This is a genomic window from Streptomyces aureoversilis (assembly GCF_042657885.1).
Classification (GTDB): Bacteria; Actinomycetota; Actinomycetes; order Streptomycetales; family Streptomycetaceae; genus Streptomyces; species Streptomyces aureoversilis.
The window spans coordinates 115,976-138,289 of the sequence record NZ_JBHSKJ010000003.1 but is presented as its reverse complement, the minus strand read 5'-3'; the positions used below and the strand labels follow the sequence as shown (position 1 = coordinate 138,289).

The window sequence follows — 22,314 nt, the reverse complement described above, 5'->3', positions numbered from 1 at the left end:
CGTCACGACGCATCGCCTCCACCCAGGGCAGCGACGGCCTCGTCCCACGCTGCCTCCGCGGGGTCGCTCGGCCACACGGCATCGCCGTACGCGGCCTGATGCCGGGCAGCGATCTCACGCGCAGCGTCCGGGCCGATGCGGATCTCGCCGCGCTCGGCCTGACAGAGAGCGCGTTCCCCCTCAGACAGTCGCCTGATGGTGTACATCAGCCATCCCCCTTGGCCCGATTGAGCGTGAAGAACATCCGGTCCGGGGTCTCGTAGTGCCGGACCAGATGGCCGGCACGGACGAGAAGGTCCAGGTCCCGGCGGGCCGTGCCCCGGTTCGGAGCGGCGTGCCCGTTCTTGCTGTGCGTGCGCAGGACCCGGTGCGTGGTCCACGCACCCCCCTGCTTCCGGATGGCCGCCAGCAGATCCGCCACCCTCGGGCTGAACCCGGACTCACTCACCGGCCACCCCCACGTAGCGCACGTACACACGGCAGCCGGCCTTCGTCACCGACGCCTTCGCCTCGAACGCACCAGCGGGGGCGTAGCTTGTGAGCTCGGCAGTGCGCACCTTCGAGCAAATGCCCTGCGCCGCCGGCATGTCCTTGTACAAGGCCACCACCCGCCATTTGCCCGGCGCCTGCCGCAGCTTCCGCGCAGCCGTCACATGGTTGGCATGAGGACGCTGCTGCACCTTCCGGGCCTGCGCCTTCCTGAGCTCACGGAGCACCTCGTCACTGTGGTCGGCGAGGAGCTGGGCCGCGTCCAGCTCGGACACGGGGGCGCCGGCGACCAGCGCATCGAAGAGGACACGACGGGCGCTCATGCAGCCTCACCGCCCTCACGCTGGTGCGGCACCGACTTCGGCATCCCCAGCACCCGCAGCCGCTCCGCCAGCCGCAACACCTGCTGCCCATACACCGGGACCTTGCCGCCGCCGATCGACTCCAGCAGCCCTTCGAGGCGAGCGTCCCGCTCGTGCGTCGCGTGGGAATCCGGGCCGTTGGCCGCCCGGTCCGCGGCAGCAATCTCGGTGAGGATCTCGCCGACTCCGTCGGGGTCTTCCTCGAAGTCCGCCGCGAGCTGACGCAGGAGCGCGTAGATCATGTGGGAGACATCGATCTCGACCCCCGCCGACGCTGGATCCACGTAGACCCTGAACGGCCCCGTCACGGGCTGCCTGTCGTGAAGGCTCATCACGCCCCCTTCGCACCGTAGAAGGACGCGACCGGCACGGCCGCGACGGTGTGCCCCGTGGCGACGAGCTCGCCGTCCTTGCGCATCAGCAGCTCATCGCCCGCCCAGACGAACCGAAGGCGGGAATACAGCCGCCGGGCGTCCTCCTCGCAGTGCTGCTGAGCGGCACCGAGGCTCGTGTACGGGCGCAGCGTCTGCCCCTCATAGCGCGCCTCGTAGGTCGTCAGCCCGTCCGACGGCGCAGCCGCGACGAGGCTGGCCAGCTCGCTGACCGCGACGTAGACCGCGAGCTCCAGCTCTCGCAGTCGCACCATCTCCGCGGCCACCTCAGGTGACTGCAGCAGACCCGCGTCCTCCAGCGCCTGCGCGGCCTCCGACGCCGCGTCGGCCAGCGGATCCCGCGAGGCTTCCCAGGTCGCGACGATGATGTTTCGCGCGGTCCGGACGCGCGCCTCCCCGCTCACCGGGACACCGCCTCAGCACCCTGAGACGAACGGACCAGCGACCACGCACGCACCGTGACCCCGGCCAGCATCGTCGTCATCGACGTGTACGTGGAGTCCGCGTTGATCGCGTGGGGCCCCGACTCCGCCGGCACGCCCAGCACCTCCGCGAGGGCCTCGACACCGTCCGAGGAGCCGAAGAAGTGGAGGTCGACCCGCGGAGTGTCCAGGGCATGCCCCGAGTACGTGGTCGTGACCTCGCGCGGCGGGACAGGGCTGATGTTGAGCAGGTGCTCGGCTACCGCCAGGGCGGCTCGGTGCCCGTACTGCAGGCGCTCCGTGAGGGGAGCGGGGAGCTGAGGGGGTGGTTGGATATTGTTGATGGTCACGGTGAGCCTCTCTTCTGTGTTGGTGAGGTGATCCGTGTGGGGTCGCTCGGGCCGGGAAGTCGGAGCGACCCCTTCTGTTACGCCCGGCGCAGTGAGCGGCCGGGCAGCGGCTTCAGATGAGCCAGGGGATGGGCACCTGCTGAAGCAGTCGATGGAGGGGCCAACGGGCCCGTCGCTGGTGTGTAGTGGAAGAGCGAGTCGACCGCGTCGAGGTCTGCCTCGGAGAAGGTGACGACGCGCCCCTTCTTCGAGTGCGGCAGCTTCTTGATGTGGCGGCGGAGCCAGGTCTCTTCGACACGGAGCTTGGCCGCGGCTTCCGGGTACGTGTACCGGCTGCTCATACGGCGGTCCGTCTCAAAAGCGGTGTGGCCTCAGCCTCCGACACCGGCACGGCTCGCCCGGATCGGACGAACAGAATCGGCAGATCTACGCCGATTGCGTTGCTGATAGCGCGTGCGGTGGGGTAGGTCACCCACTGCTGGGCGCCGCTGGTCAGGTTTCCCACAGTGCCGACGGCCACGGAGGCGCGTTCCGCCAGATCCCGCACGGTGACTCGCTGTCCCGATCCGGTGCGCTGCATGAGGCGTATGAGCAGGTCGCGATCGTCTAGCAGGTACAGATCGTCACGGGCAGCCACGTTCACCTCCTCAAACGGAGCGTTCATCTGCTTGAACGTCTTCAGCATGGCATGAGATGAACGCTCTGTCCATCGAAATGAACGGAGTGTTGTATTCGCGTCAAATCAGCCGGGGTACCTGTTGCCCCGTGTCGCACAGGATGGACAATCCGTTCAGCAAGCGAGATGGCTAGGCCCTCTGAGCAGCAGTGACGACAACGCTGTCACTCAGGCACCATGGACATCATTGGCATGTAAACGGAACCGGGATGGCAGGATGACCACCATGGTCGAACAGGACGAGACGACGCACGAAGAGCGCTGGGACCTGTCTGACCTCGTCAAGGACCGGCGCGCTGAGCTCCGCCTCAGCCTCAAAGCCCTCGAATCTCGCACCACCGACACGGCCGGCGCCCCCGTCATCAAGCTTGGCGTGCTCCACCGCCTGGAGACCCGTCAGCCGACCATCCCCTTCCGGGTGCCTGAGCTAAAAGCGCTCGCCCGAGCGCTTGAGCTCCCGTTCGGCCGCCTGCAGGACGCCGCCGGCGCGCAGTTCCTCGGTATCGACTCCACGTGGAGCGCCTCGGGGGAGGCGCGTGCACTGGTCGAACAGGTGGCGCGGTATACCCCGAAGCAGCGTGAGCAGCTGGCTCGGCTACTCGACGCCTTCGAATCCTCACCACGAAGCGAGTAAGTCCGCCCTTACCTGCGATCTTTATGCGCAGAACCAGTAGTTCAATCCTGTCCAACCTGGCACGATGAGGGTCCGCCTGGGGGGCGTGTTGATGAGAACCCCGCATCCGGGCTGGTCCAGCCTGCGATCAGTCCGAGTGCGCTCATGCCTACGGGGGACACATGGCAGACGAGGCAGCGGACAGGAAGAGAGCAAGCGCGCGGTTCGAGCTAAGTGATCTCCTGCCTGACGGCGAGGTGATCATGCCTCTGGAGCGAGACGGGGAGTTCGTGATGCTCGTGCGTCGCGGTCAGATGACCCCCGAGGTGGTCTCCGAGATCAATAAGCGACTGGAACACATCGTGGGCAACGGGCTGTGGGAACAGAGGTGGGGCGGCCCCTGCACGCCTCACCCTGACAAGGACGTCTAGGCGGCATCTGCCACTTGTAATCCGAGCTTTCAAGCTGCCATCGACCTCGGCGCCAAACACAGCGCCGAGGTCACGGCATCGCCCGTGGGACTGTGCAGGAGTCGCCGAAGCCTCTTGCTCGACGGCTGCCTATCCAGCCTTAAAGGAACCCCGAACAGCCGCGAACGGGCTGCCCAGACCGCCCGAGCGCTCGCCGGTACAAGCGTCCACGCATACCGCTTGGGCGGCCAGATGGCCCGAAGAGGCCACAACTAACCGCCCGCATTCACCTAGGCCCCACGCACCATGCGCAATCCCTGCTGCTCCGGGACCACCAGCATGGCGTCGACGACGGCACTGAGCTCGTCGTCGAGACTCTCCAGCAGGTGCCCGTACAGATCCACCGTCGTCGAGATTGATTCATGCCCCAACCGAGACTGAATCTTCGGCAACGGAGTCCGAGCTGCAATCAACCAGGCGACGTGCGTATGGCGCAGGTCATGGAGGCGTGGACGCTTCGGCAGCCCCTTCGACACCGCGGCCTCCACGGCTGGCTGCCACTTCCGGCTGTAGAAGTTCGCGTGCTGCCACACGTATCCCAGAGCCGTGCGGAAGACGAAGGCTTCTGGTTGAAGCCCCACCGTGCGCCGACGCAACATCTCTACCTGACTAGGCGACAAGCGCAGCGTCCGCCGCCCCCTCTTGGTCTTCGGCGCGCCGAGGTAGAAGGACTCTGTGCTGCTCCTAGGCGCCTTCTTCCAGGCGCGGACGATGCTCACCGTAGGCTTGTCGCTGTTGAGCCGCAGGTCTCGCACTTGGAGCGCCGAGGCCTCACCCCATCGTGTCCCCGAGGTGACCAGCCAGTCCGTCAGGTCAGCCGCGTCCGGATCTTTGATCTCTGCCCTGACGCGCGCGTACTCCGCCGGCTCCAGAAAGCACATCTCCTCGTCCGGCCCGTCGTCGATACGGGGCAAATCCGTTCCCTTGCACGGATTTTTAGGACGAAGCGGCGGGTCTGCTTCCACCGCAGCCTGGAAGATGCAGAAGAGCAGCCCGTGGCGGTTCCGGATGCTCTTGGAGCCCGCTTTGCGACGCAACCACTCCCCCGGGCGGTCGGGGTCTGGCACGCCGCTCTTCTGCATCCTCACCCAGTCTTGGACGTCGTCCGCCACCACGTTGCACACTGTCGCAGGCACGACCAGTCCTGAGCGGGTCGTGTGCACAAGCCTCGACAGATGAAGCCGAAGATCCCGCGCGTAGTCCTCTCGTGTGCGCTCGTTGACCCCCGTGAGCCGGTCCACATACCGATGGCCGAAGTCCATCAGCGGCTGGTCTCCCGGGATGCGCTCCTCCTCAACAAACCCATGGCCTCGGACCCAGCCGTGCGGCCAGTGTTGCTTGTGCGCGTTCACCAGATCGCGGAAGTCCTCGGCCGCTTCCAGCTCTCCGAAGTTCTCAGTCTGGATGCCGCCGGCGCGGCCCCCACCGTCGCGCCAGCGCACCTGGTACGTGATCGATCCGTCCTTCTTAGGACGTTCCACGATGCTCGCCATAACGAGACGATAGGCCGCCTTGCATGCCGACGGGTACCCATGGGGTTCCCGTTTTCTGGACGTTCGGCGCGGCGCACCCTTCGCGATTCACGTCCCTGCATCGATCACAGAGTGCGAATCGCGGACCTCCGGGTGCGCCGCGGCTCTGACCTAGTGGTTTACCGGGCCAAGCTCCGCCCGGGGCGCCAACTTCTTCTCGCTCTTCGCGATGGCCCCGCAGAACTCACCCTCGAACATGTTCTCGAACGGCGGGCTCTCGTTGAGCCAGTCACCGTTGATGTTGAAGGTGAGCATGTGCTTGCCGTCGCGGGTGCCCGCGGACCCGCTGAGGGAGCCCCAGACGACGCCGTCGTGCCCGTACACCTGCACGCCGCAGGACAGCTTGCGGGAGATGATGCCGAGCCCGTAGGTGTAGTGCTCGCCGGTCTCGACGGTCGTGAGCATCGCGTCGAGCTGCTTCTTGGGCAGCAGCTTGCCCTGCAGCAGCGCGCTGTAGAAGCGGTTGAGGTCGCCGCTGGTGCTCACGACCTCGCCCGTGGCGCCGGACCACGACGGCCGGTACTCGGTGGCGTCGTGGATCTCCGGGCCCGGGTTGGGCACGTAGAGCTTGGAGTAGCCGACGGGGTGCGGCGCGGGCAGCTTCGGGTCGGTGCCCGGGAAGGTGGTCTCCTTCAGGCCCAGCGGCTTGACGATGCGCCGCTCGACCTCCCGGGCGTAGGGCTTCCCGGTCACCTTCTCGATGATCATGCCGCCGAGCACGAAGTTGGTGTTGGAGTACCGCCAGCCCTTGCCGGGCTCGAAGTCCGGGCCGTACTTGATGCCCATGGCGACGATCTGCTCGGGCGTCTTGATGTCGTAGCGGTGCTCGAAGAAGCCGGGGCCGTTCATCTCCTTGTCCCACTCCGGGGTGTACACCATGTCGTGCACGCCGCTGGTGTGGTTGAGGAGCTGACGGATCGTGATCTTGCCGGCGTCGTAGCCGTTGCCCTTGACGACGCCGGGCAGGCGGCTCTCCAGCGAGTCGTCGAGGCTGAGCTTGCCCTCGGCCTCCAGCTGCAGCAGGACCGTGGCGACGAAGGACTTGGTGATGCTGCCCGCGCGGAAGTGGTCGGCGGCGGTGCGCTTGCGCTTCGTCGCGGTGTCCGCGTAGCCCGCGGAGCCGGACCAGGTGCCCTTGGGCGTACGGGCCTCGGCGGCCACGCCCGGCATGTCGGCGGCGACCAGGCCGTTCAGGGCCTCCTGCGTGGCGGCGTGCGCCTTGTCCGCGCCCGGCGCCGTCGCGGCGACGGCCGGGACGACCGCCGTGCCGGCGACCGCGGTCGCCGTGAGGGCGACGAGCGTGGCCCTCAGGACCTTGGATACGTGCTGCGACATGCGCTTCCCCCCTGGGAAATGGCGTGGCCGGACGAGCGGCCACATGATCATTTGGGGGTAAGCATAGGCTGCCCTCAGTTTGCGCAGCGGCCGCCCTGGTCCTGGTCCCGCTCCCGGTCCGCCGAGTAGAGGTAGCTGTCGGGGAACTGCTCCGCGGCCAGCGTGCGGCCCACGACGATGACCGCGGTACGGACCACGCCCGCCTCCTTGATCTTCCCGGCGATGTCGGCGAGCGTGCCGCGCAGGACCAGCTCGTCGGGGCGGCTGGCCATGGCGACGACGGCGGCGGGGCAGTCGGGGCCGTAGTGCGGGATGAGCTCGGAGACGATCCGCTCGGGGTAGCGCGCGGCCAGGTGCAGGACGAGCAGGGCGCCGCTGCGGCCGAGGGTCGCGAGGTCCTCGCCGGGGGGCATGGGCGTGGCCTGCTGCGAGATGCGCGTGAGGATCACGGTCTGGCCCACCGTCGGCACGGTCAGCTCGCGGCCCAGCGCGGCGGCTGCCGCGGCGAAGGCGGGGACGCCCGGCACGATCTCGTACGGGATGCCCGCAGCGTCGAGGCGGCGCATCTGCTCGGCGACGGCGCTGAACACCGAGGGGTCGCCCGAGTGCAGGCGCGCCACGTCGTGGCCCGCCTCGTGGGCGCGGACGAACTCCTCGGTGATCTGGTCCAGGTTCAGCCCGGCCGTGTCCACGAGGCGGGCGTCCGGCGGGCACTCGGCGAGGAGTTCGCGCGGGACGAGGCTGCCCGCGTACAGGCAGACGGCGCAGCGCGCGAGCGTGCGGGCGCCGCGCACCGTGATGAGGTCGGCGGCGCCGGGGCCGGCGCCGATGAAGTACACGGTCATGACGGGAAGTTCCCCTCGGGAGCGGTGAGCGGGTCGGGGTCGGTGGGCTTGACCGCTGACCACTGCGTCACCGGCATCGCCTGGCGCCAGCCGGTGAAGCCCCCCACGGGGACGGCGTGCGCCACCGCCAGGCGGGTCAGCTCGCCCCCGTGGCGCCGGTACCACTCGGTGAGCAGCGCCTCGGATTCGAGGGTGACCGTGTTGGCCACCAGGCGGCCGCCCGGGGGCAGCGCCTCCCAGCAGGCGGCCAGCAGGCCCGGCGCCGTCAGGCCACCGCCGATGAAGACCGCGTCCGGGGTGGGCAGTTCCGCGAGGGCGGCGGGCGCGGCGCCGGTGACCACGCGGAGGGCCGGGACGCCGAGCGCTTCGGCGTTGCGGGTGATGCGGGACGCCCTCTCGGGGTCGCGCTCCACGCTGATCGCCCTGCACGTGCGGTGCGCCCGCATCCATTCGATCGCGATCGAGCCGGAGCCGCCGCCCACGTCCCACAGGAGCTCTCGGGGGGCCGGGGCCAGGGCGGCGAGCGTGGCCGCCCGCACGTGGCGCTTCGTCAGCTGGCCGTCGTGCTCGAAGGCGTCGTCGGGCAGGCCGGGCGTGAGCGGGAGGCGGAGGGCGCCGGGAGTGCGGTGGCAGGCGATGGCGATGACGTTCAGGGCGTCGCCCGGCGGGTGCGGCCAGTCGTCGGCGGTGCCCTCGACACGGCGCTCGGCCGGGGCGCCGAGCTGCTCCAGGACCGTCATCCGGCTCGGGCCGAAGCCGCGCGAGCGCAGGTGCGCGGCGACCTCGGCCGGGGTGTCCGCGCCCGCGCCGAGGACGAGCAGGTGGCGGCCGTCGTGCAGGGCCGCGGTGAGCGCGGCGAGCGGGCGGCCGACGAGGCTGACGACCTCCGCCTCCTCCAGCGGCAACCCGAGCCGGGCGCACGCGTACGAGACGGAGGACGGGTGCGGGAGCACGCGGAGGGCGGCCGGGCCGGCGACGTCGGCGAGGGTGCGGCCGATGCCGAAGAACATGGGGTCGCCGCTGGCGAGCACGCACACGCGGCGCCCTGCGTGCGCGGCCAGCAGGCCCGGGACGGCGGGGCGCAGCGGGGAGGGCCAGGCGACGCGCTCGGCGGAGCACTCGGCGCCGGGCAGCAGGTCCAGCTGGCGCGGGCCGCCGATGACCACCTCGGCGCCGCGCAGGGCCTCCTGCGAGACCGGGGCGAGACCGGGCCAGCCGTCGGCGCCGATGCCTACGACGGTGACGGCGGCGGGGGCGGGGCTCACGGGGCTGACACCTCGGCATTCGCGACGAGCGGGGGCACGGGAACTCTACTGACCACCCCCGAAGCCCGCCCAGCCGGGCCCCGGGCGGGGCCCACCGACACCCACCGGCTCGGCACCGCCGGGCCGCGCCACGGGGGCTGACCACCGCGGCGGCGGAGAAAACGGGCGCGGCCCGGCCGCCTGGAACCGGCGCACCGAAGCCCCGCCGCCACGGCGAACAACCCCCGCGGCGCGGTCCGGCGGTACCCGCCAACCTGCACGCCGGCTCGGCACCGCCGGTCCACTGCGTGGGGGCTGATCGCCGTCGCGGCGGGAGAAACGGGAACGGCCCACCATCCGGGAGACCGGCGCACCAGAACCCCCGCCGCCACCGCGGACAACCCTGCGGCGCCCGCCAACCTGCACGCCGGCTCGGCACCGCCGGAGCAGCGCGTGGGGGCTGGTCGCCGTTGCGGCGGAGAAACGGGCACGGCCTGCTGCCTGGAAACCGGCGGGCCACCACGGCGGCGGTGGCCGGCGCCCACCGGCCTGCGCGGCGGCTCCGGTGGGAGAAACGGGTGCGCCCCCGGAAGCCGGTGTGTCAGAAGCCTCGGCAGTGGTCGGCGAGCCGTCAGGGGGTGAGCGTGCGGACCCCGGTGGAGGCGGCCCCGCCTCCCAGGGAGACCGTGTCCTTCCCCTCGTGGCGGGTGCGGATCAGGGACGCCCGGCCCTGACTGATCGTCAAGTTCCGTTCGAGCGCGGCTGTCAGGGACAGGGCCGCCGCCCCCGTCGCCTCGTCCTCCGTGATGCCGTCGCCCCGGCGCGGGAAGCCGCGGGCGCGGACGCGGCCCGCCGGTTCGTCCTGCCAGGCCCAGGCGTAGAGCCAGCCCTCGCCGGGCGGCGGTGACGGGAGGGCGTCGACGTCGGCCGGCATCGCGTACTGCTGGAGGCGGCGGCCCGTGGCCCAGGACGCGCGGGCGCGGATCCACGTGACGCCGTCCGCCGTCCAGGACGGCACGTCACCGGCCGGCGGCCGCAGCACGTCCGCCGCGTACCCCTGCTGCCGCAGCAGCCACGCCACGCCCACCAGCGGGTGCCCTGCGAAGGGCAGACGCCCGCTCGGGGTGCGGATGTCGACGACGCCGCGCCCGGCGTCGTCGACGAACACCGTTTCGCTGAAGCCCAGCTCCGCGGCCAGCCGCTGCCGCTCCGCCGCGTCCGGCACGGCCGGCCCGTCGAGGACGACGCCGAGAGGGTTGCCCCCGGCCCCCGCCGCACCGGCCACCCCGTCCGGGCCGCCGGTGAACACCCGCAGGACGTGGACGTCCACGTCCGGCTACCAGCCGGCCGGGCTGTAGTCCTTGAGGAAGCAGCCGTAGAGGTCCTCGCCCTGCTCGCCCCGGACGATCGGGTCGTAGACGCGCGCGGCGCCGTCGACCAGGTCGAGGGGGGCGTGGAAGCCGGCCTCGGCGAGCCGGACCTTGTCCGGGTGGGGCCGCTCGTCCGTGATCCAGCCCGTGTCGACGCTGGTCATGAGGATGTTGTCGGTCTGGAACATCTCGTCGGCGCTGGTGCGCGTGAGCATGTTCAGCGCGGCCTTGGCCATGTTGGTGTGCGGGTGCCCAGCGCCCTTGTAGCCGCGGCTGAAGACGCCTTCCATGGCGGAGACGTTCACGACGTACTTGCGGCGCGCCGGCGACGCGGCCATCGTCGGCCGCAGCCGGTTGACCAGGACGAACGGCGCGGTGACGTTGCACAGCTGCACTTCGAGCAGCTCGACGGGGTCGACCTCGCCGACGGCCTGGATCCAGGTGTTGGTGGCGTCCAGGTCGGGGACGAGCCCGCCGGCGTCGATGGCGGTGCCGGCCTCGACGCGGGCGAGGGACGCGGAGCCGCTGGTGAGCGCGAGCTCGGTCAGGGCCTGCGGGGTGAGCTCGTCGTGCTTGCTGCCGGCGGGGGCGGGCAGCGCCGGCTGGGCGCCGCTGCCGAAGGCGCCGAAGACCTCCGAGGCGGGCAGCTCGCCGGCGGGCAGCGGGGCGGCCTCGGCGCTGATGAGCTCGCGGTAGGCGGCCGGGGTGCGGCGGACGGTCTGGGCCGCGTTGTTGATCAGGATGTCCAGCGGACCCTCGGCGCCGACGGAGTCGGCGAGGGCGACGACCTGCGCCGGGTCGCGCAGGTCGATGCCGACGACCTTGAGCCGGTGCAGCCAGTCCGCGCTGTCCTCCATCGCCTTGAAGCGGCGGATGGCGTCGTTGGGGAAGCGCGTGGTGATCGTGGTGTGCGCGCCGTCACGGAGCAGCCGCAGCGCGATGTACATGCCGATCTTGGCGCGGCCGCCGGTGAGCAGGGCCCGCCGGCCGGTCAGGTCGGTGCGGGCGTCGCGGCGGGCGCGGTTCTCCGCCGCGCAGGGCTGGCAGAGCTGGTGGTAGAACGCGTCGACCTCGGTGTAGCGGCCCTTGCAGATGTAGCAGGACCGGGGGCGCTCGAGGATGCCGACGATCTGGGTGGTGGCGGTGGCGGCGAGCGGGATGCCGCGGGTCTCGTCGTCGATCCGGTCGGCGGCACCGGTGGCCGTGGCCTCGGTGACCGACTTGTCGTGGGCGGTCTTGGCGGCCCGGCGCTCCTGGCGGCGGCGCTGCTTGACCGTGCGGTAGATGCCGGCCGTGGCGCGGCGGACGGCGATGGCGTCGGGGTGGTCGACGGGCAGTTCGTCGAGCTCCTCGAGCACGCTCAGGCAGACCGCCATGCGCTCGGGGTCGATGCCGGGCCCGTACTCGCCCTCTGCGTCCGTGCCTGCGCCTGCGCGGCTGCCTTCAGTGACCTCGGTGACCGTCATCGCCGCTGTTGTGTCCCAGTTCGTCTGTTCGAATGAAGCTTCCAGGGAACTGTACGTAGACAGCGGTGGTGGCACCAAACCCGCAGGCGCGAGCGTTGCGGCACAGGGTACGCACCCGCCCCTGGCGCCGCATGCATCACATACCACTTATTGGGTCTTCCGGGTTATTTATGCCTTTCAGTGACCACATCGGACCAATCCCCACAGTTACACCGGACACAATTGCCGCTCACCACCCATGAGAAAGGTTTAGCCATGTCGCGTATCGCCAAGGCCGCCGTCCTGACCGCTGCCGCCGGGGTCGCCGTCGGCAGTGCCACCGGGGTCGCCTTCGCCGGTTCCGGAGCGAACGGTGCGGCCGTGGGCTCGCCCGGCGTCATCTCCGGGAACGTCATTCAGGTCCCGATCCAGATCCCGATCAACCTGTGCGGCAACACGATCGACATCGTCGGTCTCCTGAACCCGACCTTCGGCAACACCTGCGTCAACGCCGATTAGTGACCCCCGCGCCCTGGTGGGACCACCGGACCCACCAGCGCGGTAGGCGCGGGGAAGGTCACAGTCAGCCGCCGGAATCCTGACCTGCGCTTTCGTGGCGTCCATCACGTTCCTCGTGGTGGGCGCCACGGCCGTGTCCGGCTCCGGCGTCCTCGCGCCCCTCCCCGCCGTCGTCCGCGGCGGAGCGGCCCGGCCGCTGGGCGCCGGGGAGGTCGGGTATCTCCACGACGGGCGGGAGGTCGGGGGTCAAGTGCGTATGCCCTGAGGTCATCGCTGGTGCCTGCCTTGTCGGAGGTCCTGGGGAACGAGGGGGAAAGAAGGGGAAGAGGGGGAAAGAGGGGGGAGAGAAGAGAGTCCCGGGGAGAGGGGGAGACCCGGTCAGCCGGGGGCCGGGGTGCGCTGCGGCGTCCCGGCGGGGCCGAGCTCGTCGCGCAGCCGCGCGCAGGTCCGGCTGAGGATGCGGGATATCTGCATCTGTGAGACGCCGAGGCGCGCGCCGATCTGCTTCTGGGTGAGGTTGCCGAAGAAGCGCCAGTACAGGACGTACTTCTCCCGCTCGGGGAGCGCCCTCAGCAGCGGCTTGAGGGACTGGCGGTCGACGACGAGGTCCAGCGCCCGGTCCACGCCGCCGAGGGTGTCGGCGAGCGGGAGGTCGTCGGCACCCAGGACCGGGTGGTCCAGCGACAGCGTGTTGTGCACGCCCTCGGCGGCCAGGCCCCGGCGCACCTCGTCCTCGGACAGGCCGCACTCCGCGGCCAGCTCGGCCGGGCTCGGCCGGCTCCGCGCGCCGCGCTGCCCGAGGGCCGCCTGGGCGGAGCGCACGGCCGTGCGCAGCTCCTGGTCGCGGCGCGGGATGTGCAGCGACCACGCGTGGTCGCGGATGTGCCGCTTGAGCTCGCCGACGATCGTGGGCACGGCGAAGGTCTCGAAGGCGTGGCCGAGCCGGGGGTCGTACCGGTCGACGGCGTTGACCAGCCCCAGCGCCGCGACCTGCCGCAGGTCCGCGGGGCTCTCGCCGCTGCTGCGGAAGCGCAGGCTGATGCGCTCCGCCATGGGCAGCCAGGCGGCGATGACGTCCTGCCGCAGCCGTTCGCGCTCCGCGCCGGCCGGCAGTTCCGCCATGCGGGCGAAGGAATCGGCGGTGTCGGGGGCGTCCCGGTTGCGCCGGCGCATCGTCTGGGCCATGGTCACGGTCCTCCTCGCTCCTGAGCAAAAGGAGTGCCTGCCGGCCGGAAGCACCTTCCGGTAGTTGCGGCTGCCCCCGCGGGGCACCTGCAAACAGGTCGGCGGGTCGCCCCGGCCGTGCCGCGGGGCGGTGGCCGGGGGCCGGCCACGTGCTCCAAGGATCGCCCGGCGGGAGCGTTCCCGCGACTCGGAGCGCCGGGGGCGGCACTCAGGGTGACGGTGCGCCGGGTGGCGGCGGGACGGCGGGGGCCGGAGGGGTCGCACGGCGGTCCGTCCGGCCCGCAAAGCTGGCCGGACAGCCCCTACGCGGGAGGCCGGGGTGCTGGAAGCGTTTCCCGTACCCGGTGGCGGGTACCCGGCACGCGTCCCGAGGAGGTCGTACATGCCCGAGCACGCCGACCGCACCGCCGGACCGCGACCGGACGGCCCCGACGACGAGGAGCTGGCGGCGCTCGACGCCCACTGGCGCGCCGCGAACTACCTGGCCGCCGGCCAGATCTACCTGCTGAGCAACCCCCTGCTGACCGTGCCCCTGGAGCCCGAGCACATCAAGCCCCGCCTGCTCGGCCACTGGGGCACCTCCCCCGGCCTCAACCTCGTCCACACCCACCTCAACCGCGTCGTCAGGGCGCGGGGGCTGGACGCCGTCTGCGTCTGGGGGCCGGGGCACGGCGGGCCGGCCGTCCTCGCGAACTCCTGGCTGGACGGCAGCTACAGCGAGGTCTACCCGGACGTGGGGCGCGACGCCGACGGCATGGAGCGGCTGTTCCGCCAGTTCTCCTTCCCCGGCGGGGTGCCCAGCCACGTCGCCCCCGAGACGCCCGGCTCCCTGCACGAGGGCGGCGAGCTGGGCTACTCCCTCGCCCACGCCTACGGCGCCGCCCTCGACAACCCCGGCCTGCTCGTGGCGTGCGTCATCGGCGACGGCGAGGCGGAGACGGGGCCGCTGGCCACGTCCTGGCACGCGAACAAGTTCCTCGACCCGGTGCACGACGGCGCGGTCCTGCCCGTCCTCCACCTCAACGGCTACAAGATCGACAACCCGGCGGTGCTGTCCCGGCTGCCCGAGGGCGAGCTGGACCGGCTGCTGCGCGGCTACGGCCACGAGCCGATCCACGTCACCGGCGACGAACCGCTCGAGGTGCACCGCGCGCTCGCCCACGCGATGGACCGGGCCCTGGACCACATCGCCCTCGCCCAGCGCGCCGCCCGCGAGGAGGGCGTGACCGACCGGCCGCACTGGCCGGTGATCGTGCTGCGCACGCCCAAGGGCTGGACCGGCCCGGACGTGGTGGACGGCCTGCCCGTCGAGGGCACCTGGCGCTCGCACCAGGTGCCGCTGGCCGGGGTGCGCGACAACCCCGACCACCTGCGCCAGCTGGAGCGCTGGCTGCGCTCGTACCGGCCGGAGGAGCTCTTCGACGAGGACGGGCGGCCGCGCCCGGAAGTCCTCGCCCACGTACCGCGGGGCGAGCGGCGGCTCGGCGCCAACCCGCACGCCAACGGCGGCCTGCTCACCCGCTCCCTGCCGCTGCCCCCGCTGGAGCACTACGCGGTGCCCGTCGACAAGCCCGGCGCGGCGCTGCACGAGCCGACGCGGGTGCTCGGCGGCCTGCTGGCCCAGATCATGGCCGACACGGCCGGCAGCCGGAACTTCCGCGTCGTCGGGCCGGACGAGACCACCTCCAACCGGCTCGACGCCCTCTACGCGGCCACCGGCAAGGCGTGGCAGGCCGCAATACTGCCCGTCGACGAGCACCTCGCCCACGACGGCCGCGTGATGGAAGTGCTCTCCGAACACCTCTGCCAGGGCTGGCTGGAGGGCTACACCCTCACCGGCCGGCACGGCCTGTTCTCCTGCTACGAGGCGTTCATCCACATCGTGGACTCGATGGTCAACCAGCACATCAAGTGGCTCAGGACCGCGCGGACGCTCCCCTGGCGCCGCCCTGTCCCCTCCCTCAACTACCTTCTGACGTCGCACGTGTGGCGCCAGGACCACAACGGCTTCTCCCACCAGGACCCCGGCTTCGTCGACCACGTCCTCAACAAGAGCCCCGAGGTGGTGCGGGTCTACCTCCCGCCGGACGCCAACACCCTGCTGTCGGTGGCCGATCACGTGCTGCGCAGCCGCGACTACGTCAACGTCGTGGTGGCGGGCAAGCAGCCCTGCTTCGACTGGCTCGGCCTCGACGAGGCCCGCGCGCACTGCGCCCGCGGCGCGGGCATCTGGGAGTGGGCGGGCACGGAGAACGGCGACCGGCCGCCGGACGTCGTCCTGGCCTGCGCCGGCGACGTCCCCACCCAGGAGGTGCTGGCGGCGGCCGACCTGCTCCGCCACGAGCTTCCCCAGCTCGCCGTACGGGTCGTCAACGTGGTCGACATGACGCGGCTGCTGCCGCGCGAGGAGCATCCGCACGGGATGACCGACGCGGAGTACGACGCGCTGTTCACCACGGACCGGCCCGTCGTCTTCGCCTACCACGGCTACCCGTGGCTGATCCACCGCCTCGCCTACCGCCGCACCGGCCACGCCAACCTGCACGTGCGCGGCTACAAGGAGGCGGGCACCACGACCACCCCGTTCGACATGGTCGTCCGCAACGACCTCGACCGCTACCGCCTCGTCATGGACGTCGTCGACCGCGTCCCCGGCCTCGGCGTCCGCGCGGCGTCCGTGCGCCAGGCCATGGCGGACGCCCGCACCCGCCACCACGCGTGGATCCGGGAGCACGGGGTGGACATGCCGGAGGTGGCGGACTGGAGCTGGCCGGGATGACGCGACGGCCCGCGACGTGCACCCGCGTGACGGGCGTCACCCCGGCGAAACCTTGACGCCCCGGGCGTGTAATCGATTACCTGACCGGCACAACGGCGGCACGAAATCGATTACACGTCCGGGACCGGGAGGCGCAGCGCCATGGCGAACATCAAGGACGTCGCCGAGCGGGCCGGCGTCTCCGTCGCCACCGTCTCCCGCGTCCTCAACGGCCGCTCCCCCGTGGCCGAGACCCGCGAGCGCGTGCTGGCCGCCGTGGCCGAGCTGGGCTACCGGCCCAACGTCGTCGCCCGCGCCCTGCGCACCGCCCGGACCCGTACGCTCGGGCTGGTCATCAGCGACCTGCGCAACCCCTTCTTCACCGAACTGGCCGACGCCGTCGAGCAGGAGGCCCGGCGGCTGGGGTACAGCCTGATCATCGGGAACGCCGGCGAGAGCCCGGAGCAGCAGGACGACCACATCCGCACCCTCCTCGACCGGCGCATCGACGGCCTGCTGGTCAGCTCGGCCGGCACCGGCTCGGCCATGCTCGGCGAGGCCGTCGCCGCCGGCACCCCGCTCGTGCTCCTCGACCGCGAGGTGCCGGGCGTCGCCGCCCCGTGCGTACGGGCGGAGGGGCGGGCCGCGCTGACGGAGCTGGCCGCGCACCTGGCGGCGCTGGGACGGCGCCGGCCGGCCGTCATCGTCGCGCCCGCCGGCACGCCCGTCGGGGACGAGCGCCTGGAGTCGTTCCGCACGGCCCTCGCCGCGCACGGCGTCCCCCTGCCGCCCGAGCGCATCGGCTCGTCGCCCGACCTGCGCCCGGAGGGCGGCAGGCAGGTGATGCGCCGGCTGCTGGACCTCGCGGAGCCGCCGGACGCCGTGCTGGCCACTGACAACCTGATGGCGCTCGGCGCCCTGGACGAGGTGCGGGCGCGGGGGCTGCGCGTCCCCTCCGACGTGGCGCTCGTCGCCTTCGACGACGTGGCGTGGTTCGCCCACCTCGACCCGCCGCTGACCGCCGTCGCCCAGCCGACGCGCGAGCTGGGCCGGGCCGCCGTGCACACGCTGCTGGAGCGGATCGAGGGGCGCGAGGCGCCGTCGGTGCTGCTCCCCGCGCACCTGGTGCGGCGCCGCTCGTGCGGCGAACCACCGACCGGCTGACACCAGGCCGACCGACATCAGGACAGGAGAGGGGCAGCGCATGACCGGCGTCGACGACGACGTACCGGGCGGCCGCGAACTGCTGCGGGTCGAAGGCGTCACCAAGTCGTTCCCGGGCGTCCGCGCCCTGGACGGGGTCGACTTGAGCCTCCGCGCGGGAGAGGTGCACGTCCTCCTCGGCGAGAACGGCGCCGGCAAGAGCACGCTGATCAAGATGCTCTCCGGCGTCCACCGGCCCGACGGCGGCCGCATCCTGGTGGACGGGCGCGAGGTCGCGGTCCGCTCCGCGCAGGACGCGGAACGGCTCGGCATCGCCACCATCCACCAGGAGTTCAACCTCGTCCCCGGCCTGACCGTCGCCGAGAACATCTTCCTGGGCCGCCAGCCGCGCACCGCACTCGGGCTGATCGACAAGCGCACCATGCGGGCCCGGGCGGCCGAGCTGCTGCGCCGCGTCCGGCTGGACGTCTCCCCCGCCGCGCCGGTGGCCGGGCTCGGCATCGCCCGGCTCCAGATGGCCGAGATCGCCAAGGCCCTGAGCCTGGACGCCCGCGTCCTGATCATGGACGAGCCGACGGCGGTGCTCACCTCCGAGGAGGTGGGCACGCTCTTCGCCATCGTGCGCGAGCTGCGCGACAGCGGCGTGGGCGTCGTCTTCATCACCCACCACCTGGACGAGATCGCCGCGCTCGGGGACCGGGTGACGGTGCTGCGCGACGGCCGTTCGGTGGCCGAAGTGCCCGCCACGACGGACGAGAACGAGCTGATCCGGCTGATGGTCGGCCGCGACATCGCCGAGCAGTACCCGCGCGAGCGGCCCGCGGAGCCCGGGGCGCCGCTCCTGCGCGTGCGCGGGCTGACCCGCGCGCCCGCCTTCCGCGACGTCGGCTTCGACGTCCGGGCCGGGGAGGTCGTGGGCCTCGCGGGACTGGTCGGCGCGGGCCGTACGGAGGTGGCGCGGGCGCTGTTCGGCGTCGACCGCTACGACGCCGGGACCGTCGAGGTCGGCGGCCGGGCGCTCGCGCGCGGCGACGTGCGGGCGGCGATGCGGGCCGGGGTCGGGCTCGTCCCCGAGGACCGCAAGGGCCAGGGCCTGCTGCTGGACGCCTCGCTGGGCGACAACCTCACCCTGGCCCGGCTGGCGCAGGACACCCGGGGCGGGTTCGTCGACCGGGGCGGCCAGCGCCGGCGGGCGGCCGAGGTCGCCGAGCGGCTGAAGGTGCGCATGAGCGGACTGGAGCAGACCGCGCGCACCCTCTCCGGCGGCAACCAGCAGAAGGTCGTCATCGGCAAGTGGCTGCTGGCGGGCGCCCGGCTGCTGATCCTCGACGAGCCGACGCGCGGCGTCGACGTCGGCGCGAAGGTCGAGATCTACCGGCTCGTCAACGAGCTGACGGCGGCGGGCTGCGCGGTGCTGATGATCTCCAGCGACCTGCCCGAGGTGCTCGGGATGAGCGACCGGGTGCTGGTGATGGCCCAGGGCCGGATCGCCGGCGAGCTGGCGGGCGAACGGGCCACGCAGGACGCGGTGATGGAACTGGCCGTCCGGCCGGTGAACGAGGGCAACACGTACGAGGCGAGCGCGATGGAGGGCTCCGATGTCGGCTGAGGTGCTGCGGGCGCCCGGGAGCAGTACGGGGCAGTGGTTCACGAGAGCGGTGCTCCGCAACGGCCCGCTGGGCGGTCTGATCGCCCTGGTCGTGGTGATGGCGGTGCTGTCCCGGGACTTCCTGAACGGGCAGAACCTCCTCAACGTGGGCGTGCAGGCGTCCGTGACGGCGATCCTCGCGTTCGGCGTGACGTTCGTGATCGTGTCGGCGGGCATCGACCTGTCCGTCGGTTCGGTGGCCGCGCTCTCCGCGACCGTCCTCGCCTGGGCGGCGACGAAGGAGGGCCTGCCGGTCTGGGTCGCCGTGCTGCTCGGCCTCGCGGTGGGAGCGGGCGCGGGTCTGCTCTCCGGCGCCCTCGTCGCGTACGGGAGGCTGCCCGCCTTCATCGCCACCCTGGCGATGCTCTCGGTCGGCCGCGGCCTGGCCCTCGTGATCTCCGGTGGCTCCCCCATCGCCTTCCCCTCGTCCGTCGGCAGGCTCGGCGACACCCTCGGCGGCCGGCTGCCCGTGCCGGTCCTCGTGACGGTCGCGATGGGGGCACTCGCGGCGCTGGTCCTGGCCCGTACGTACACCGGGCGCGCGATGTTCGCGATCGGTGGCAACGAGGAGGCGGCCCGGCTGTCGGGCATCGACGTCAAGCGCCGCAAACTCGTCATCTACGCGCTCTCCGGGCTGTTCGCCGCCGTGGCCGGCATCGTCCTGGCCGCCCGGCTGACCTCCGCGCAGCCGCAGGCGGCCGTCGGCTACGAGCTGGACGCCATCGCCGCCGTCGTGATCGGCGGGGCGAGCCTGTCCGGCGGCTCCGGCAAGGTCTCCGGCACCCTCATCGGCGCGCTGATCCTCGCGGTGCTGCGCAACGGCCTCAACCTGCTGAGCGTGTCGGCGTTCTGGCAGCAGGTCGCCACCGGCCTCGTCATCGCCCTGGCCGTGCTGCTCGACACGCTGCGCCGCAGGAGCGCCCGGTGAGGGGGCGGAGGAGCGCGGTGACGGCGGCCGCGGCGCTCACGGCGGCCCTGGCCCTGTCCGGCTGCGACCGCGGCGGCGGCACCGACCTCGGGCTCGCCCTGTCCACGATGAACAACCCGTTCTTCGTCGGCATCAAGGAGGGCGCCCAGGCGGAGGCGAAGGCCCGCGGACTGAAGATCAACATCACGGACGCGCAGAACGACCCCACCCAGCAGATCAATCAGATGGAGACGTTCACCAGCCAGAACGTCAAGGCGGCCGTCATCAACCCCGTGGACTCCGACGCGGCCGTCCCGGCGGTGGGTGTGGCCAATCGCGCGAAGGTGCCGGTGATCTCCATCGACCGCGGGGTGAACGGCGGCCGGGTCGGCTCGACGATCGCCTCCGACAACGTCGCGGGCGGGCGGCTGGCGGCGCGGACGCTCGCCGAATCCCTGGGCGGCAAGGGGAAGGTGGCCTTCCTGGAGGGGCAGCCGGGGACGTCGGCGGCGCGCGAGCGCGGCAAGGGGTTCGAGGAGGGCATCAGGGCCTACCCGGGCATCGAGGTCGTGGCCCGCCAGCCCGCCGACTTCGACCGCACCAAGGGCATGGACGTCATGGCGAACATGCTCCAGGCGCACCGGGACCTCGCCGGGGTCTTCGCCGCGAACGACGAGATGGCGCTGGGCGCCGCCAAGGCGCTGGGCTCCGCGGCGGGCAAGGGCGTCAAGGTCGTCGCGTTCGACGGCACCCCGGACGGGATCGCCGCCGTGCGCGCGGGCAGGCTGACCGCGACCGTCGCCCAGCAGCCGAAGCTGCTGGGCCGGCAGGCCGTGGACCGGGCGGTGAGGGCCTCGAAGGGTGAGAAGCTGCCGGCACGGGTCAAGGTGCCGGTGGTGCTGGTCGACAGGAAGAACGCGGCGGAATTCGATGGGTGACACTTCGATGGGTGACACACAGAGCGAACGGATCGAGCAGATGTACGACGTACTGGTCGTGGGGTCGGCCAACGCGGACCTGACGGTGCGGGTGGACCGCCGGCCCGGGGCGGGCGAGACGGTCCTGGGCACGGATCTGGTCGAATCGGCGGGTGGCAAGGGCGCCAACCAGGCCGCCGCCGCGGCCCGCCTCGGCGCCCGGACGGCCCTTCTGGCCAAGGTCGGTGACGACGCGTTCGGCGAGCTGCTGATGGAAGGTCAGCGCGAGGCCGGCACGGAGCTGCGGCACGTTCTCGTCGAGGAGGGCGCCCGGACGGGCACGGCGATGATCGTCGTCGGGCCGGACGGCGACAACAGCATCGTGGTCTCGCCGGGCGCGAACGCCCGCCTCCTCCCCGAGGACGTCGAGGCCGCCCGGGAGGTGATCGCCGCGTCGGCGGTCGTCTCGATCCAGCTGGAGATCCCCCCGGCGACCGTACGGGCGGCCGCCGAGACCGCGCGCGAGGCCGGCACGCGGGTCGTGGTCAACCCCTCGCCGGCCCCGGACCGCCTGGACCCCGAACTCCTCACGGCGGCCGACCCGCTGGTCGTCAACGAGCACGAGGCCCGGCACCTGACGCAGCTCGTGGACGGCACGCCGCAGGCGTGGGCCCGCTCCCTGCGCGACCAGGGCGCCCGCTCGGTCGTCGTCACCCTCGGCGCCGAGGGGGCCCTGGTCCTGGAGGCGGGGGCCGGGGAAGCGGTGGCGGTGCCCGGCGTCGAGGCCGAGGCCGTGGACACCACGGGCGCGGGCGACGCCTTCACCGGCGCGCTCGCGGCCCGGCTGGCGGCCGGCGCACCGCTGCCCGAGGCGGCCCGCTTCGCGGTGCGCGTCGGCGCCGCGGCCGTGACCCGGCCGGGCGCCCAGCCCTCGTACCCGACACTGGACGAACTGCCGCCGGAGCCGGGACAGTTCACCTGATTCCGGATGCGTGACCTTCACCCGCCGGCATGAACGCCCTTCCCCGGCGGGTGAAGTCTTCGTGACGGGAATTGTGCGGGCGCCATACGCGGGGTGGGGTGAACGCACCAGGAGCGGGTACGTGGGTGCCCGACCCGTCCGTACGAGCCGGAGGTGCCCGATGCGCCCGATGCGCCGCCAAGCCGCCGCCGTGGCCGCCGTTGCCGCCGTGGCGGCCACTGCCGTCGCCGTCGCCCTGCCGTCCCCCCAACCCGCCGCGGCCGCCGGGGAGAAGGCCCTCGCGTGGACCGCCGTCCACCGCACCGGCAGCCCGCCCGAGCACCCCGAGGAGGGCGACACCTGGTCGGTCTACGCCGACCTGCAGGGCCCGTCCGGCGAGCCCGCCGGCGACGGCAGCGCCGTCTGCACGGTGGTGCTCCTGCGCTACGAGGGCGTGGTCGCCCAGTGCCGCTACGTGCTGCGGGGCAACGACGGCACCCTGGTCCTGGAGTCCATGGAGAACCGCTTCGGACGCGGACCGTACCGCGCGGACGCTGCCGTCGTCGGCGGCACGGGAGCGTACGCGGGGGCCAAGGGCGAGGTACAGCTCACCATCGACAACCGCCGCACGCTCTACCGCGTACAACTCCGCTGACCCCGGCGACCGGCCTCGGCGAGGACCCGGCAAGGACCCCGCCGGCGCCCGTCCT

Annotated in this window: 24 protein-coding genes and 1 pseudogene; 10 read left to right on the top strand and 15 right to left on the bottom strand. The window is 72.3% G+C overall.

Going from position 1 to position 22,314, the window contains the following annotated elements; all coding sequences use genetic code 11:
• Nucleotides 1–2: 2 nt before the first annotated feature.
• From ACFPP6_RS05990 to ACFPP6_RS05955, 8 genes are all read right to left on the bottom strand, one after another.
• The gene (locus ACFPP6_RS05990) at nt 3–206 is read right to left on the bottom strand and encodes a hypothetical protein (protein WP_382037932.1); all 204 of its coding nucleotides are present in this window, start codon (nt 204–206) and stop codon (nt 3–5) included.
• Complete coding sequence (locus ACFPP6_RS05985) at nt 206–421, bottom strand: hypothetical protein (protein WP_382037930.1); 216 nt, start codon at nt 419–421, stop codon at nt 206–208. Before ACFPP6_RS05985 ends, ACFPP6_RS05990 begins: the two co-directional genes overlap by 1 nt.
• 19 nt (nt 422–440) lie before the next feature.
• Nucleotides 441–812 carry a hypothetical protein gene (locus tag ACFPP6_RS05980; protein WP_382037928.1) on the bottom strand — a complete coding sequence of 124 codons (372 nt, stop codon included), beginning with the start codon at nt 810–812 and terminating at the stop codon, nt 441–443.
• Nucleotides 809–1,183, bottom strand: a complete 375-nt coding sequence (locus ACFPP6_RS05975) for a hypothetical protein (protein WP_382037926.1) — start codon at nt 1,181–1,183, stop codon at nt 809–811. Before ACFPP6_RS05975 ends, ACFPP6_RS05980 begins: the two co-directional genes overlap by 4 nt.
• Nucleotides 1,183–1,647 carry a hypothetical protein gene (locus ACFPP6_RS05970; RefSeq protein ID WP_382037924.1) on the bottom strand — a complete coding sequence of 155 codons (465 nt, stop codon included), beginning with the start codon at nt 1,645–1,647 and terminating at the stop codon, nt 1,183–1,185. The genes ACFPP6_RS05975 and ACFPP6_RS05970 overlap by 1 nt, the downstream gene beginning before the upstream one ends.
• Entirely contained in the window at nt 1,644–2,015 is a 372-nt protein-coding gene (locus tag ACFPP6_RS05965; RefSeq protein ID WP_382037922.1) for a hypothetical protein, read from the bottom strand. The genes ACFPP6_RS05970 and ACFPP6_RS05965 overlap by 4 nt, the downstream gene beginning before the upstream one ends.
• Nucleotides 2,016–2,092: 77 nt before the next feature.
• Entirely contained in the window at nt 2,093–2,356 is a 264-nt protein-coding gene (locus ACFPP6_RS05960; protein ID WP_382037920.1) for a helix-turn-helix domain-containing protein, read from the bottom strand.
• The gene (locus ACFPP6_RS05955) at nt 2,353–2,700 is read right to left on the bottom strand and encodes a hypothetical protein (RefSeq protein ID WP_382037918.1); all 348 of its coding nucleotides are present in this window, start codon (nt 2,698–2,700) and stop codon (nt 2,353–2,355) included. Before ACFPP6_RS05955 ends, ACFPP6_RS05960 begins: the two co-directional genes overlap by 4 nt.
• A gap of 208 nt (nt 2,701–2,908) precedes the next feature.
• Between ACFPP6_RS05955 and ACFPP6_RS05950 the strand changes: the two genes are divergently transcribed.
• Together ACFPP6_RS05950 and ACFPP6_RS05945 are read left to right on the top strand one after the other, a co-directional pair.
• The gene (locus ACFPP6_RS05950; protein ID WP_382037917.1) at nt 2,909–3,325 is read left to right on the top strand and encodes an XRE family transcriptional regulator; all 417 of its coding nucleotides are present in this window, start codon (nt 2,909–2,911) and stop codon (nt 3,323–3,325) included.
• 161 nt (nt 3,326–3,486) lie between these two features.
• On the top strand, nt 3,487–3,735 hold the full coding sequence (locus tag ACFPP6_RS05945; RefSeq protein ID WP_382037915.1) for a hypothetical protein: 249 nt from the start codon (nt 3,487–3,489) through the stop codon (nt 3,733–3,735).
• A 269-nt stretch (nt 3,736–4,004) separates the two neighbouring features.
• Here the strand turns inward: ACFPP6_RS05945 and ACFPP6_RS05940 are convergent, their stop codons facing one another.
• The 6 genes from ACFPP6_RS05940 to ACFPP6_RS05915 all read right to left on the bottom strand — a co-directional run bounded on the left by ACFPP6_RS05940 (nt 4,005) and on the right by ACFPP6_RS05915 (nt 11,566).
• A complete protein-coding gene (locus ACFPP6_RS05940; RefSeq protein WP_382037913.1) occupies nt 4,005–5,267 on the bottom strand; it encodes a tyrosine-type recombinase/integrase in 1,263 nt (420 codons plus the stop codon).
• Between the two features lie 150 nt (nt 5,268–5,417).
• Nucleotides 5,418–6,641: a serine hydrolase domain-containing protein gene (locus tag ACFPP6_RS05935; RefSeq protein ID WP_382037912.1), complete on the bottom strand. Its 1,224-nt coding sequence runs from the start codon at nt 6,639–6,641 to the stop codon at nt 5,418–5,420.
• A gap of 74 nt (nt 6,642–6,715) precedes the next feature.
• Nucleotides 6,716–7,486, bottom strand: coding sequence for a precorrin-4 C(11)-methyltransferase (cobM, locus tag ACFPP6_RS05930; RefSeq protein WP_382037910.1), 771 nt, complete (start codon nt 7,484–7,486; stop codon nt 6,716–6,718).
• Entirely contained in the window at nt 7,483–8,751 is a 1,269-nt protein-coding gene (gene cbiE, locus ACFPP6_RS05925; RefSeq protein ID WP_382037908.1) for a precorrin-6y C5,15-methyltransferase (decarboxylating) subunit CbiE, read from the bottom strand. The genes cobM and cbiE overlap by 4 nt, the downstream gene beginning before the upstream one ends.
• Before the next feature lie 610 nt (nt 8,752–9,361).
• Nucleotides 9,362–10,060: a PhzF family phenazine biosynthesis protein gene (locus ACFPP6_RS05920; protein WP_382037907.1), complete on the bottom strand. Its 699-nt coding sequence runs from the start codon at nt 10,058–10,060 to the stop codon at nt 9,362–9,364.
• 6 nt (nt 10,061–10,066) lie between these two features.
• Entirely contained in the window at nt 10,067–11,566 is a 1,500-nt protein-coding gene (locus tag ACFPP6_RS05915; protein ID WP_382037905.1) for an SDR family NAD(P)-dependent oxidoreductase, read from the bottom strand.
• Between the two features lie 255 nt (nt 11,567–11,821).
• Between ACFPP6_RS05915 and ACFPP6_RS05910 the strand changes: the two genes are divergently transcribed.
• On the top strand, nt 11,822–12,064 hold the full coding sequence (locus tag ACFPP6_RS05910) for a chaplin (protein ID WP_382037903.1): 243 nt from the start codon (nt 11,822–11,824) through the stop codon (nt 12,062–12,064).
• A 94-nt stretch (nt 12,065–12,158) separates the two neighbouring features.
• The gene (locus ACFPP6_RS05905; protein ID WP_382037901.1) at nt 12,159–12,329 is read left to right on the top strand and encodes a hypothetical protein; all 171 of its coding nucleotides are present in this window, start codon (nt 12,159–12,161) and stop codon (nt 12,327–12,329) included.
• Between the two features lie 113 nt (nt 12,330–12,442).
• Here the strand turns inward: ACFPP6_RS05905 and ACFPP6_RS05900 are convergent, their stop codons facing one another.
• Nucleotides 12,443–13,249 (bottom strand): SigB/SigF/SigG family RNA polymerase sigma factor, encoded by an 807-nt coding sequence (locus tag ACFPP6_RS05900; RefSeq protein ID WP_382037899.1) that lies wholly within the window; start codon nt 13,247–13,249, stop codon nt 12,443–12,445.
• A gap of 382 nt (nt 13,250–13,631) precedes the next feature.
• On the opposite strand from ACFPP6_RS05900, the gene ACFPP6_RS05895 reads away from it, so the two are divergent.
• The 6 genes and pseudogenes from ACFPP6_RS05895 to ACFPP6_RS05870 all read left to right on the top strand — a co-directional run bounded on the left by ACFPP6_RS05895 (nt 13,632) and on the right by ACFPP6_RS05870 (nt 22,259).
• Entirely contained in the window at nt 13,632–16,028 is a 2,397-nt protein-coding gene (locus ACFPP6_RS05895) for a phosphoketolase family protein (protein ID WP_382037897.1), read from the top strand.
• A gap of 141 nt (nt 16,029–16,169) precedes the next feature.
• Entirely contained in the window at nt 16,170–17,171 is a 1,002-nt protein-coding gene (locus tag ACFPP6_RS05890) for a LacI family DNA-binding transcriptional regulator (RefSeq protein WP_382037895.1), read from the top strand.
• A 40-nt stretch (nt 17,172–17,211) separates the two neighbouring features.
• Nucleotides 17,212–18,780: a sugar ABC transporter ATP-binding protein gene (locus tag ACFPP6_RS05885; protein ID WP_382037893.1), complete on the top strand. Its 1,569-nt coding sequence runs from the start codon at nt 17,212–17,214 to the stop codon at nt 18,778–18,780.
• Nucleotides 18,770–20,664, top strand: a pseudogene (locus ACFPP6_RS05880) (ABC transporter permease/substrate-binding protein). Before ACFPP6_RS05885 ends, ACFPP6_RS05880 begins: the two are co-directional and overlap by 11 nt.
• Nucleotides 20,665–20,704: 40 nt before the next feature.
• The gene (gene rbsK, locus ACFPP6_RS05875; RefSeq protein ID WP_382038506.1) at nt 20,705–21,625 is read left to right on the top strand and encodes a ribokinase; all 921 of its coding nucleotides are present in this window, start codon (nt 20,705–20,707) and stop codon (nt 21,623–21,625) included.
• Between the two features lie 169 nt (nt 21,626–21,794).
• Entirely contained in the window at nt 21,795–22,259 is a 465-nt protein-coding gene (locus ACFPP6_RS05870) for a hypothetical protein (protein WP_382037891.1), read from the top strand.
• Nucleotides 22,260–22,314: the final 55 nt, after the last annotated feature.